At 65.2% G+C, this 12,580-nt stretch carries 15 protein-coding genes; 11 read left to right on the forward strand and 4 right to left on the reverse strand.

What is annotated here, in order from left to right:
• Positions 1-74 precede the first annotated feature (74 nt).
• From JQ617_RS31480 to JQ617_RS31520, 9 genes are all read left to right on the forward strand, one after another.
• The gene (locus JQ617_RS31480) at positions 75-1,091 is read left to right on the forward strand and encodes a TRAP transporter substrate-binding protein (protein ID WP_212029694.1); all 1,017 of its coding nucleotides are present in this window, start codon (positions 75-77) and stop codon (positions 1,089-1,091) included.
• A gap of 227 nt (positions 1,092-1,318) precedes the next feature.
• Positions 1,319-1,828 (forward strand): TRAP transporter small permease, encoded by a 510-nt coding sequence (locus tag JQ617_RS31485; protein ID WP_145658097.1) that lies wholly within the window; start codon positions 1,319-1,321, stop codon positions 1,826-1,828.
• 2 nt (positions 1,829-1,830) lie between these two features.
• Complete coding sequence (locus tag JQ617_RS31490; RefSeq protein WP_212029695.1) at positions 1,831-3,150, forward strand: TRAP transporter large permease; 1,320 nt, start codon at positions 1,831-1,833, stop codon at positions 3,148-3,150.
• A gap of 10 nt (positions 3,151-3,160) precedes the next feature.
• Positions 3,161-3,622 carry a DUF3237 domain-containing protein gene (locus JQ617_RS31495; RefSeq protein WP_212029696.1) on the forward strand — a complete coding sequence of 154 codons (462 nt, stop codon included), beginning with the start codon at positions 3,161-3,163 and terminating at the stop codon, positions 3,620-3,622.
• 240 nt (positions 3,623-3,862) lie between these two features.
• Entirely contained in the window at positions 3,863-4,672 is an 810-nt protein-coding gene (locus JQ617_RS31500) for a crotonase/enoyl-CoA hydratase family protein (RefSeq protein ID WP_212029697.1), read from the forward strand.
• A complete protein-coding gene (locus JQ617_RS31505; RefSeq protein ID WP_212029698.1) occupies positions 4,669-6,552 on the forward strand; it encodes a feruloyl-CoA synthase in 1,884 nt (627 codons plus the stop codon). The genes JQ617_RS31500 and JQ617_RS31505 overlap by 4 nt, the downstream gene beginning before the upstream one ends.
• 25 nt (positions 6,553-6,577) lie before the next feature.
• Positions 6,578-7,339 carry an SDR family NAD(P)-dependent oxidoreductase gene (locus JQ617_RS31510; protein ID WP_212029699.1) on the forward strand — a complete coding sequence of 254 codons (762 nt, stop codon included), beginning with the start codon at positions 6,578-6,580 and terminating at the stop codon, positions 7,337-7,339.
• 13 nt (positions 7,340-7,352) lie between these two features.
• Positions 7,353-7,772, forward strand: coding sequence for an acyl-CoA thioesterase (locus JQ617_RS31515; RefSeq protein ID WP_063686792.1), 420 nt, complete (start codon positions 7,353-7,355; stop codon positions 7,770-7,772).
• An 81-nt stretch (positions 7,773-7,853) separates the two neighbouring features.
• A complete protein-coding gene (locus JQ617_RS31520) occupies positions 7,854-9,005 on the forward strand; it encodes an ABC transporter substrate-binding protein (RefSeq protein WP_212029700.1) in 1,152 nt (383 codons plus the stop codon).
• A 255-nt stretch (positions 9,006-9,260) separates the two neighbouring features.
• Here JQ617_RS31520 and JQ617_RS31525 read toward each other — a convergent pair whose 3' ends face one another.
• Both JQ617_RS31525 and JQ617_RS31530 read right to left on the reverse strand, forming a co-directional pair.
• Positions 9,261-9,989, reverse strand: a complete 729-nt coding sequence (locus JQ617_RS31525; RefSeq protein ID WP_063686788.1) for a glutathione S-transferase family protein — start codon at positions 9,987-9,989, stop codon at positions 9,261-9,263.
• Positions 9,990-10,022: 33 nt separating this feature from the next.
• Complete coding sequence (locus JQ617_RS31530; protein WP_212029701.1) at positions 10,023-10,298, reverse strand: hypothetical protein; 276 nt, start codon at positions 10,296-10,298, stop codon at positions 10,023-10,025.
• Between the two features lie 112 nt (positions 10,299-10,410).
• On the opposite strand from JQ617_RS31530, the gene JQ617_RS31535 reads away from it, so the two are divergent.
• Together JQ617_RS31535 and JQ617_RS31540 are read left to right on the forward strand one after the other, a co-directional pair.
• A complete protein-coding gene (locus JQ617_RS31535) occupies positions 10,411-11,109 on the forward strand; it encodes a helix-turn-helix transcriptional regulator (protein ID WP_063686784.1) in 699 nt (232 codons plus the stop codon).
• A gap of 17 nt (positions 11,110-11,126) precedes the next feature.
• Complete coding sequence (locus tag JQ617_RS31540) at positions 11,127-11,450, forward strand: YkgJ family cysteine cluster protein (RefSeq protein WP_212029702.1); 324 nt, start codon at positions 11,127-11,129, stop codon at positions 11,448-11,450.
• Here the strand turns inward: JQ617_RS31540 and JQ617_RS31545 are convergent.
• Positions 11,447-11,845, reverse strand: a complete 399-nt coding sequence (locus JQ617_RS31545) for a hypothetical protein (RefSeq protein WP_063686780.1) — start codon at positions 11,843-11,845, stop codon at positions 11,447-11,449. The two genes, JQ617_RS31540 and JQ617_RS31545, sit on opposite strands and share 4 nt — an antisense overlap.
• A gap of 327 nt (positions 11,846-12,172) precedes the next feature.
• A complete protein-coding gene (locus JQ617_RS31550; RefSeq protein ID WP_212029762.1) occupies positions 12,173-12,520 on the reverse strand; it encodes a DUF3307 domain-containing protein in 348 nt (115 codons plus the stop codon).
• Positions 12,521-12,580: the final 60 nt, after the last annotated feature.

The following is a 12,580-nucleotide window of genomic DNA, read 5'->3' on the forward strand; positions in this document are numbered from 1 at the left end:
GGCCAATTATATAACATGTTAAATAATGAGGCCAGGCCATCGAAGCCGGCTTTGAAAAGAGGGAGAGACGCGTGATGAGAAAGGCCTGTCTGGCTTTGCTGCTGGCAGCAAGCGTGAGCCCTGCGTTGGCGCAGGACAAGACCGTCGACCTGAAGGTGTCGCACTGGGTGCCGGCCTCGCACCCGCTGCAGAAGTCCCTGGAGGACTGGGTCGCCGCGGTGAACAAGGATTCCGGCGGCACCATCACGGGCAAGGTGTTTCCGGCCCAGCAGCTCGGCAAGGCGTTCGATCACTATGATATGGCGCGCGACGGCATCGCCGACGTCACCTACGTCAATCCCGGCTACCAGCCCGGCCGTTTCCCGATCATCGGCGCCGGCGAATTGCCCTTCCTGATCTCGGATGCCAAGGGCGGCTCGATGGGGCTGGACGCCTGGTACCGCAAATATGCCGAGAAGGAGATGAAGGACGTCAAGTACTGCCTCGCCTTCGTCCACTCGCCCTCCTCCTTCCACTCCAAGACCAAGAAGATCGTGACGCCCGAGGACGTGAAGGGCCTGAAGATCCGCCCGGCGCACGCCACCATGGCGAACTTCGTCACCTCGCTCGGCGGCACCAACGTGCAGTCGTCCGCGCCTGAAGTGCGCGACATCATCGAGCGCGGCGTCGCCGACGGCGTCACCTTCCCCTGGGGCTCGCTGGTGCTGTTCGGCATCGACAAGGTGACCAAGTACGACATGGAGGCGCCGCTCTACACCACGACCTTCGTGTTCGTGATCAACAAGGACAAGTACAACGCGATGTCCGACAAGCAGAAGGCCGCGATCGACAAGAACTGCTCGGTCGAGATGGCGGGCGTGGTGGGCGAGCACTGGGGCAAGTTCGAGGACGCCGGCATCGACAAGGTGAAGGCGGAAACCAGTCACGAGGTCTACAAGCTGACGCCCGAGCAGACCGCAGCCTGGAAGAAGGCCGCCGAGCCGCTGGTGAAGACCTGGGGCGATGGCGCCAAGAAGGCCGGCGCCGATCCGGACGCCGCGCTGGCGGACCTCAAGGCGTCGCTGAAGAAGTACAACGCGCTGGCGGAGTAAGGCCGCGACGCGATCGGTCCTTCCTCCTCCTTCTCCCCGTCCTTACGGGGCGAGGGTTGGGGTGAGGGGCTGCTTCCGCAAAGATGGTGACTAATGGACTCGCGGAGAGTCCCCCCTCACCCGCATCGCCTCTTCGATGCGATGCGACCTCTCCCCGCGCGCGGGGAGAGGCGAGCCGCCGCCGGAATCGAGATCGAATGATGACAGCACACGACGCGACACCTCCCATGAAGCGCGGCTGGATGGACCGCTTTATCGATGCCATCGAATGGATCGCGGCCGGCTTCGTCGGCATCGTCGCGCTCGACATCTTCCTGTCGGTGCTGCTGCGCAACACGCTGAACTATTCGATCCCCGACAGCTTCGACATCGGCCGCATGCTGCTCGGCATCCTGATCTTCTGGGGCATCGCGGCGACCTCCTATCGCGGCACCCACATCACGGTCGACCTCGTCTGGGGCAATGTCGGACCGCGCTACCAGCGCTGGATCGACGTGTTCGCGACGCTGGTGCTGCTGTTCGTCGTGACGGTGCAGACCTGGACCCTGTTCGACAAGGTGCGCGGCACCTACAACGACAACGTCCAGACCTTCGACATGCACATGCCGACCTGGCCGTTCTTCGCGATCGCCTGGATCGGCGACGTCTCGGCCGTGCTGCTGATCGCGATCCGGACCTACCGATTGATCTTCCATCCTGAAGAAATGCACGACCCCAAGCTGAAGGCGACGGAGTAGTCATGAGCACCGATGCCGTCGCCGTTATCGGCTTCATTTCCCTCTTCGCCCTGATGCTGCTGCGCGTGCCCGTCGGCATGGCCATGGGCCTCGTCGGCGTGTCCGGTTTCGCCTATCTCGTCAACGGGACGGCCGCGCTGAAGCTGGTCGGCCAGACCTCGATGCGCACGGTCACCGACTACACCTTCGGCGTGATCCCGATGTTCCTGCTGATGGGATCGTTCGTGTCCAATTCCGGCATGAGCCGCGAGCTGTTCCGCGCGGCCAACGGCTTCGTCGGGCATTTGCGCGGCGGGCTCGGCATCGCCACCGTCGGCGCCTGCGGCGGCTTCGCCGCGATCTGCGGCTCGTCGGTCGCGACCGCTGCGACCTTCTCCGCCGTCGCCTATCCCGAGATGCGCCGCTTCGGCTATCCGCAGTCGTTCGCCACCGGCGTGATCGCGGCGGGCGGCACGCTCGGCGCGATGCTGCCGCCCTCCACGGTGCTCGCGGTCTACGGCATCATCACCGAGCAGGACATCGGCAAGCTCTTCATCGCCGGCATCATCCCGGGCCTGCTGGCGATGACCATGTACATGATCACCATCGGCCTGATCGGCTATTTCCGCCCTGATTTTCTGCCCAAGGGCAAGGTGCTGCCGTGGCGCGAGCGCTTTGCGGGCCTGAAAGAGATCTGGGCCCCGGTGCTGCTGTTCGTGTTCGTGATCGGCGGCCTTTACGGCCTGCCCTTCCTGCCGCGCTTCACGCCGACCGAAGCCGGCGGCGTCGGCGCCACCGGCGCCTTCATCATCGGCGTGGTCACGGGACGGCTCGACCGCGAGAAGATTCTGGCCTCGCTGCTGCAGGCGACCCGCACCGCGGCCGCCGTCTTCACCGTGCTGATCGGCGCGCTGATCTTCGGCTACTTTCTCACGGTGACGCAGACGCCGCAGAAGGTGACGGAATTTTTGACCGGCCTCGGCCTCGGGCCCTACGGCGTGCTGGCGCTGATCATGGTGATGTATCTCGTGCTCGGCTGCCTGATGGACGCCATGGCGATGATCATCCTGACCGTGCCGATCATCTTCCCCGTGATCATGCATCTCGGCTTCGACCCGATCTGGTTCGGCGTCATCATCGTCATGACGGTCGAGCTCGGCCTGATCCATCCGCCTGTCGGCATGAACGTCTTTGTCATCAAAAGTGTGGTGAAGGATGTTTCCTTCTCCACGATCTTCAAGGGCGTGATCCCGTTCGTGGCGACGGACCTGGTGCGCTTGGTGATCCTGATCGCCTTCCCGCTGCTGGCGACCTGGCTGCCGACGCGGATGATGGCGCATTAGAGGTGAAGCGATGACCACACCGACGCTCGAAACCAAATACGCCTTCACCATCACTGCGCGCATCGGCGACGTCGTCACCGCCGGCGAGACCGGCATCGGGATCCGCCGCATCATTCCGATCGTCGGCGGCGAGGTGACGGGCGCGATATCGGGCAAGGTGCTGCCGTTCGGCGCCGACTTCCAGACCATCCGCCCCAACGAGCTGATCGACCTCGAAGCGAAGTACGCCTTCGAGACCGACGACGGCGCAATCGTCTATGTCGAGAACAAGGGCATGCGTTTCGGCCCGGTCGAGCTACTGCAGAAGCTCAAGCGCGGCGAGCCGGTCGATCCCAAGCTGATCTACTTCCGCACCGTGCCGAAGTTCGAGACGGGGCATGAGAAGTACCGCTGGCTGATGGAGCACATCTTTGTCGGCTCGGCCGCGCGGCATGCCGACCGCGTGGTGATCGACGTGCATCAGGTGGTGTGAAGCACTACCTCCGCCGTCGTCCCGGCGGAGGCCGGGACCCATACCGCGTGATCGATCGATTGATGGGCGGTCGGAGTACCGAACCATGAGTCTTCGCCGAACTGCTCCCTGGGGTATGGGTCCCGGCCTTCGCCGGGACGACGCCCTCTTTGGAGCCCCCCTCCCGCCCAACTGTCTCGGCATCCACCTTGACTCCCCCAAAATTCGTTATACAACATAACTATTCTGATAAGGACGCAAATGACACAGGGAAACGCCGAGACCGCTGACGCGGGCGCCTCCGGGCTACTCCGGATCGAGAGGGCGGACCGGGTTCTGACCGTGGGTCTGAACCGGCCGGCCAAGCGCAATGCGCTCAATGACGGCATCATCCTGGAAATCGGCGAGTGCTTCGCCAACCTGCCTGAAGACATCGGCGCGGTCGTCATCCACGGCATCGGCGACCATTTTTCCAGCGGCCTCGACCTCTCCGAGCTGACCGATCATGACGCCACCGGCGGCCTGCTGCATTCGCAGATGTGGCATCGCGTGTTCGACCGTATCCAGTACAGCCGCGTGCCCGTGATCGCCGCGCTCAGGGGCGCCGTGATCGGCGGCGGGCTGGAGCTCGCCTGTGCCGCGCATATCCGCGTCGCCGAACCCTCGACCTATTTCGCGCTGCCGGAGGGGCAGCGCGGCATCTTCGTCGGCGGCGGCGGCTCGGTGCGGCTGCCGCGGCTGATCGGCGTTGCGCGGATGATGGACATGATGCTGACGGGGCGCGTCTACAGCGCGACCGAAGGCGCCTCCTACGGCTTCGCGCAATATGTCACGGAGGCCGGCAACGGGCTCGGCAAGGCGCTGGAGCTCGCGACCAAGGTCGCCTCCAACGCGCCGCTGACGAATTTCGCCGTGCTCCAGGCGCTGCCGATGATCGCGGAAGCCAACCCCCAGGCGGGTCTGCTGATGGAATCACTGATGGCGACCGTCGCGCAGAGCGACAAAGAGGCCAAGCGCCGGATCCGCGAATTCCTCGAACACAAGACCGCGAAGGTGAAGCCCAAGTCATGAGCGCGCAGCCGTCCTCTTCCAGCATGGAGCGCGGCGCGAGCACTTTCCCGCTGCGGCCCATTTCGTTCGGCGATCCCGTCGTCAACATCGAGCGCCGCGACGACGGCACGATCTATTTGCGGCCGAAACAGCCGCTCGGCGACTATCCCGTCCGCATCACCGACCGCCTGCATCACTGGGCGACGACGACGCCGGACCGAATCTTCATGGCCGAGCGCGAAGGCGGCCGCGGCTGGCGCAAGATCACCTATGCCGAGCTGCTCACCGCGAGCCGGCACATCGCATCGAGCCTGATCGCGCGCGGCCTGTCGGCAGAGCGGCCGGTCGTGATCCTCTCCGGCAATTCGATCGACCACGCGCTGCTGGCGTTCGGTGCGTTCTATGCCGGCGTTCCGTTCTGCCCGGTGTCGCCGGCCTATTCGCTGGTGTCGAAGGATTACGGCAAGCTCTCCTACCTGATGAAGCTGCTGACGCCGGGGCTCGTCTTCGCCGAGGACGCCGACAAGTTCGCCGACGCGCTCGCGGCCAACGTCTCGCTCGGCACCGAGATCGCCGCGTCCTACGGCAGCGTGCCGGGCCGCGACGTCACCCTGCTCGCCGACCTCATGGCGGCGCCGATCCGCGACGATCTCGACGCGGTGCATGGCAAGATCGGCCCCGACACCATCGCGAAATTCCTGCTGACCTCGGGCTCGACCGGCAATCCCAAGGCGGTCATCAACACCCAGCGCATGATCTGCGCCAACCAGGTCATGCTGCGCGAGACGCTCGCCTTCCTCAAGGACGAGCCGCCCGTCATCATCGACTGGCTGCCGTGGAATCACACCTTCGGCGGCAACCACAATATCGGCCTGACGCTCTACAACGGCGGCTCGATGTATCTGGACGCGGGCAAGCCAGTGCCCGGCGGCATCGAGGAGACCGTGCGCAATCTCCAGGAGATTTCGCCAACGGTCTATTTCAACGTGCCGAAGGGCTATGAATCGCTGCTGCCATATTTGCGCGACGACCAGGGCCTGCGCGCAAAGTTCTTCGACCGGCTGCATGCGATGTTCTTCTCGGGCGCGGCGCTGTCGCCGTTCGTCTGGGACAGCCTCGACGAGCTCGCGGTGAAGGAAAAAGGCTATCGCGTGCCGATGCTGACCGGCCTCGGCGCGACCGAGACCGCGCCGTTCTTCATGTCGGTCAATCCGCGCACCAGCCGGTCCGGCCATGTCGGCCTGCCCGTCTCCGGCAACGACGCCAAGCTCGTTCCGAACAACGGCAAGCTGGAAGTGCGCGCCAAGGGGCCGAACGTGATGCCCGGCTACTGGCGCCAGGCGGACATCACCGCAAAATCCTTCGACGAGGAAGGATTCTACAAGATGGGCGACGCGCTGAAGCCGTCCGACCCCGACGATTTCAACGCCGGCTTCGATTTCGACGGCCGCGTCAGCGAGGACTTCAAGCTCGCCAGCGGCACCTGGGTCAGCGTCGGCCCGCTGCGCGCGCGCCTCACCGCGGCCTGCGCGCCGCTGGTGCGCGACGTCGTCATCGCCGGCATCAACCGCGACGAGGTCTCGGCGCTGGTCGTGCTCGACCTCGACGGCTGCCGCCTCATCAACCCGACGCTGCCGGCGGACGATCTCGTCGTCGCCACGCGCGACCGGCTGGTGCGCGAGGCTTTCCGCGAGCGCCTGACCCGCTTCCTCGGCCAGGCCACGGGCTCCTCGACCCGGATCACGCGCGCGATCCTGATGGATACGCCGCTGTCGATCGACAAGGGCGAGGTCACCGACAAGGGCTCGATCAACCAGCGCGCGGTGCTGGAACATCGCACCGCATTGATCGACGAGCTCTACGCTGCCAATCCGTCGGACCGTGTGATATCGGTCGGCTAAGAAATCATCGCCAAAGGAGAACGCCATGTTGTTGAAGGATCAGGCAGCCATCGTCACCGGCGGCGCATCGGGACTGGGCGCGGCCACTGCACGGAAACTGGCGGCGCAGGGCGCCAAGGTCGCGGTCTGCGACCTCAACGCCAAGCTTGCGGAAACCGTTGCCGCCGAGATCAAGGGCGTGGCCGTGACCTGCGACGTCTCCGACGCGGCCTCGGCTGAAGCCGCGATCGCGCAGGCGACCAAGGCCCATGGCCCGGCGCGCGTGCTGGTCAACTGCGCCGGCATCGGCGTTGCGAAGCGCGTCGTCGGCCGCGACGGCCCGATGGCGCTCGCCGATTTCGACAAGGTGATCAAGGTCAACCTGATCGGCACGTTCAACGTGCTGCGCCTTGCCGCGACCGAGATGTCCAAGCTCGAGCCGCAGGCGACCGGCGAGCGCGGCGTCATCATCAACACGGCATCAGTCGCCGCCTATGACGGCCAGATCGGCCAGTCCGCCTATTCGGCCTCCAAGGGCGGCATCGTCGGCATGACGCTGCCGATCGCGCGCGAGCTCGCCCAGTTCGGCGTCCGCGTGCTGACGATTGCGCCCGGCCTGTTCCTGACGCCGCTGCTGGCGAACCTGCCGCAGGAAGCGCAGGACTCGCTTGCCGCCGCGATCCCCTTCCCGCGCCGGCTGGGCCAGGCCGACGAGTTCGCATCGCTCGCGCTGCACATGGTCGAGAACGCCTATCTGAACGGCGAAGTCGTGCGTCTCGACGGCTCGCTCCGCATGGCGCCGAAATAAGGACGCGCGACACATGTTCGTGAACCGGCGCGAGGTCCAGATCCAGTGGGGCGACTGCGACCCCGCCAACATCGTCTACTACCCGCGCTATTTCGCGATGTTCGACGATTCGACCTCGACGCTGTTCGAGGTCGCCGGCTTCTCCAAGCAGGACCTGGTCCGCAAATACGGACTGGTCGGCATCCCCATGGTCGACACGCGGTCCAAGTTCTACATCCCCTCGACCTATGGCGACTGGATCACCATCGAGACGAAGATCGAAAGCATCAAGCGTTCGAGCTTCGAGGTGAAGCACAACGTCTACAAGGGCGAGGCGTTGGCCATCGAGGGGTTCGAGACCCGCGTCCTGGTCGGCCGCGATCCCGCCAACCCCGACAAGCTGAAATCGGCACCGTTTCCTGCGGAAATGGTCGCCAAATTCACGGGAAGCTAAATCGCCGCATCACCAAAAGAGGGGGCTGAATTACCCCCCGATTTCTGCTTTCAAGGAAACACGTCAAGGGAGGAATAATAGATGAAACGCTTTTACCTGACCGCCGCCATTGCCGCGGCGACGCTCGCCCTGCCGGCGCTGCCCGCGCTGGCCCAGACCAGCGAAATCACCATCGGCATCACCACCACCACGACCGGCCCGGGCGCGGCCCTCGGCATTCCCGAGCGCAACGCGCTGGAATTCGTGCCGAAGGAGATCGGCGGCGTGCCGCTGAAGGTGATCGTGCTCGACGACGGCGGCGATCCCACCACCGCGACCACCAACGCCCGCCGCTTCGTGACGGAATCCAAGGCCGACATCATCATGGGCTCGGCGCTGACGCCGCCGACCATCGCGGTCTCCAACGTCGCCAACGAAGCCGGCATCCCGCATTTCGGCCTCGCCCCCTTCCCGATCACGCCGGAGCGCATGAAGTGGTCGGTGGCGATGCCGCAGCCGATCCCGATCGTCGGCAAGGTGCTGTACGATCACATGAAGTCCAAGGGCGTGAAGACCCTCGGCTATATCGGCTATTCCGACTCCTACGGCGACCTCTGGTTCAACGACCTCAAGGCGCAGGCCGTGCCGATGGGCATGACCATCGTCGACGAGGAGCGTTTCGCCCGTCCCGACACCTCGGTGACCGGTCAGGTGCTCAAGCTCGTCGCCGCCAATCCCGACGCGATCCTGGTCGGCGCCTCCGGCACCGCGGCCGCGCTGCCGCAGACCGAGTTGCGCGAGCGCGGCTATCAGGGCCTGATCTACCAGACCCACGGCGCCGCCAGCATGGACTTCATCCGCATCGCCGGCAAAGCGGCGGAAGGCGTGCTGATGGCTTCCGGCCCCGTCATGGATCCCGAGGACCAGCCGGACGAAGCCGCCACCAAGAAGCCGGGCCTCGCGCTGAACTCGGCCTATGAAGCCAAGTACGGCCCGAACAGCCGCAGCCAGTTCGCCGGTCACTCCTACGACGCCTTCGAGATCCTCAAGCGCATCATCCCGACCGCGCTGAAGACGGCCAAGCCGGGCACGCCGGAATTCCGCGAAGCGATCCGCCAGGCGTTGCTGTCCGAGAAGGAGCTGGCCGCGAGCCAGGGCGTCTACAACTTCACCGAAAAGGACCGCTACGGCCTCGACGAGCGCTCGCGCATCCTGCTCACCGTGAAGAACGGCAAGTACACGCTGGTGAAGTAAGGCGCGACAAAAGCTTTGAGACGACGAGAGCGCCGGCCCGATGGGCCGGCTCTTTTGTTTTTGCTGACAGAGTGCAGCCGGCTCCGGCGTCGCTATGCTCCCTCTCCCGCTTGCGGGAGAGGGTTGGGGAGAGGGTGTCTCCGCGCTGGGACTCGCCGAAGCAGCCCCCCAGAGGAGAAAACCCTCACCCGGCGCTTCGCGCCGACCTCTCCCGCAAGCGGGAGAGGTTGCACCGAGCCCGCGGATGCGACGGCGTTAAGCCGCCTGCCGCAGCGGGGTCCAGGCGAACTCCGGATAGTAATTGTCCATCATGCGATCGACATAGGCCGTGAGGTTCGGAAATCCCTCGGCGCGCTGCCGCAGTCCTGACTCGAAGAACGGCGTCAGGATCCCCGCAAGCGCGCCGAAGGCGGTGGCATCGACGCCGCTCGGCTTGTTGCCCATCAAATAGGCCTTGTCGCCGAGCTGCACCGAGAGCGCGAACAGCGAGCGGACCGCGAGATCGACGTCGTCATCGGGGGCATGGCGGCCGAGGCCGGAGAGCAGATAGTTCTCGGCGACACGGAATTGCGCATCCTCGCGCAGCTTCTCGCGGTTATGCTCCGGCGCGCCGTCGAAGAAATGCGCGGGGCCCTTGGCGAAATTGACCGGATCGACCCAGCGCGCGCCGACCAGCGCCCAATAGACGTGATGCTCGATCATGCGCTCGAACGCCCAGGCCTGCGCCCGCTCAGCCAAGGAGAGGCCGGCGTCGAAATCGAATCCATAGCGGCGCTCGATATGGGCGCGGATGAAGGTGGAATCGGCCACCGCCTCGCCGCCATCGTCGATGAAGGGCAACTGGCCCTTCGGGGATGCGGGCGGCATCGCGCGCTCCTTCCGGTAGGGCAGCCCGGCCATCTTGAGCTGCACCTCCGTCTTGGTGACGAAGGGGCTGATTTCCGGCAGGCCGAAGCCGGTGCCAAAGCCGTAAAGCGTGATCATGCGAGCTCTCCTGAACCTGCGGGTTGACGGAACCTAGTGACGGGCTGCTGCCACCATGGTGGCAGCAGCCGTGATATCTTCTGCGAAACGGGCCCCCCGCCAGGCGCGGCCCATGACGTGACGGACCAGCGCGTCCGCAGCCTGGGTCAGCGAGCGTGCAACCACGCTTGCGAGGGCAAATCGGAGGTCGACGGCCATGAGATCGAGCGAAACGAGGCGACAGAACGCCAGACCTTGCAAGATTTGGGCGGACCACACCTGCGCCCGCAACACCGGAATTGCCGGGCCGAAATGGGTGGGAATGATCATGGACAAATCCTCTTCAGTCGATGTGTTGTCCCGGTATAGAACCCCCCTGCTGCCAACATCCTGTCAGCAGCCGCGCGCCGTTTCCTGAAACGCCCCCGATAAGAGAATTGTCATGAGACGCGCCGACCGGCTGTTTCAGATCATCCAGGTGCTCCGGCGCACGCGTAAGCCGCTGACGGCGGACGCGATCGCGGCCGAGCTCGAGACCTCGAAGCGCACGATCTATCGCGACATCGCGACGCTGATCGGCCAGCGCGTGCCGATCCGCGGCGAGGCCGGCATGGGCTACATCCTGGAAAAGGGTTTCGACCTGCCGCCTTTGATGCTGACGCCCGACGAGATCGAGGCGGCGGTGCTGGGCGCGCAATGGGTTGCGGGCCACGCCGATTCGGCGCTGGCGCGCGCGGCCGAGGACCTGATGGCCAAGATCGCCGACACCGTGCCCGAGCGCCTGCGCCCCTTCGTGCTGGAGCCGGCGAGCCGGGCGCGGCCGAGCTGGAACAGGGAGCCTGACCGCCTCGACATGGTGCGCACGCGCACCCAGATCCACGAAGGCAAGAAGATCATGCTGCGCTATCGCGACGAACAGGGCCGCGCCAGCGAGCGCATGATCTGGCCGATCTCGGTCGGCTATCTCGAAGCGGTGCGCCTGCTCGCGGCCTGGTGCGAGCTGCGCAGCGACTTCCGCAGCTTCCGCACCGACCGCGTGGTCGAAGCGAGCTATCTCGACGAACGATATCCGGAGCGCCGCGACGTGCTGCGCGCAAGATGGCGGCAGAGCCTGGTCTGGGGCCCGCCCAAGGACACGTGAAAGGACACGTGGCGACGATGGACGAGACATCCACCACCGACCTGTCGAGCTGCTGCCAGAGTTGCGGCGCGTGCTGCGGCTATTCGGAGAACTGGCCGCGCTTCTCGATCGAGAGCGACGAGGAGCTTGCGGCGATCCCCGAAGCGCTCGTCAACGCGCGACAGTCCGGCATGCGCTGCGAGGGCGATCGCTGCGCGGCGCTGCAGGGAGAGATCGGAAAGATGACCGCCTGCGGCATCTATGAGGTGCGGCCGGAGGTGTGCCGCACATGCATGCCGGGCGATGCCGAATGCGCGATGGCACGGCGGAAGTTTGGACTGCCGGTGATCGAGGCCGCTTAGGCGGGAACGGCTTCGCCGATCTCGTCGTCGAGCTCGTCATCGAGCGGAGCCAGCACCGAGAGCGGCTTGGTCGACAGCGTGATCGGCTTGCGGCCTCCCGACGCCGACGGCGACGATTTGGTCGAGCTCTCGCGCGACAGCGCGTAGAGCGTCGAGCCCACACGGCCGCCGTTCTCGATCAGGTCGCGCTCGCTGCAGCTCGCCGCGATCGCGACCGCCAGCGAATGCAGATGGCTGCGGCGATAGCAGAACAACGCCAGGCGGGCGCGCGCCTCAGGGGAAACACTCTCAACCAACCTCGGCAGTCCGCTCTCGCTGGCGCGATACATCTCGCCAAGGAGCTCGTCACGAACCGGGCAGAAATCGCTTTCAAAAGCGTCACGGCTTGAAAACATTGCAGTTCTCCCTCGTGTGCGGAAGATGCAGCGCAATTCTCTAACGAAAGGTTAACCACGCTGCCCGGTAGTCACCCGGGGTCCTTGCCCGTGGGCGGCGAATCAGAGGGCGGCAGGTGGGGTTGAAAACGGGGATTGGCAGGTGCCGTTGCGGCCCTCTTTCGCGACGCCGGCCTTTGGCGGGCTCCCCAGGATGAGGTCTGGTTCTGCTGAAAGCTGCCTAGCCGGATGGAGCACAGCGTAATCCGGGAAGGTCACAGTGCGCGCCACGACCCCGGATTGCGCTGCGCTCCATCCGGCTACGAAATCTGCCGCCGCCTGCCAGCCTCAGTTCGCCGCCATGAAGATGGAGAGGCCGAAGCCGGTCAGGTGATGCAGCGCCTGGTCGACGCCGATGAGGGTCCAGAACCAGGGATGCGCGAGGTCGATGCCGAAATTGGCGGAGACGAATCCCTTGGCCCGATCGATCGTGATGTGGATCACGAAATCGATGAACGCCACGAACCAGAATTTCGGCGCGACGATCACGATCAGCGGCAGCGCGACCGCAAGGTGAACCAGGCAATGCACCAGCAGCGGCAGAGCCCAGCCGTGCTTCTGGTCCTTGCCATGCGCCATCCAGGCGGTCTGCAGGACGAAATCCGCGATGATGTGCTTGAAGGTGAGCAGCAGCATCCAGCCAATGAGCGCTTCAACCGGAACCGCCGATGACATGGGTGGAAACGACAAAGCTGA

It is taken from the genome of Bradyrhizobium sp. KB893862 SZCCT0404 (assembly GCF_018130885.1).
GTDB lineage: Bacteria > Pseudomonadota > Alphaproteobacteria > Rhizobiales > Xanthobacteraceae > Bradyrhizobium > Bradyrhizobium stylosanthis.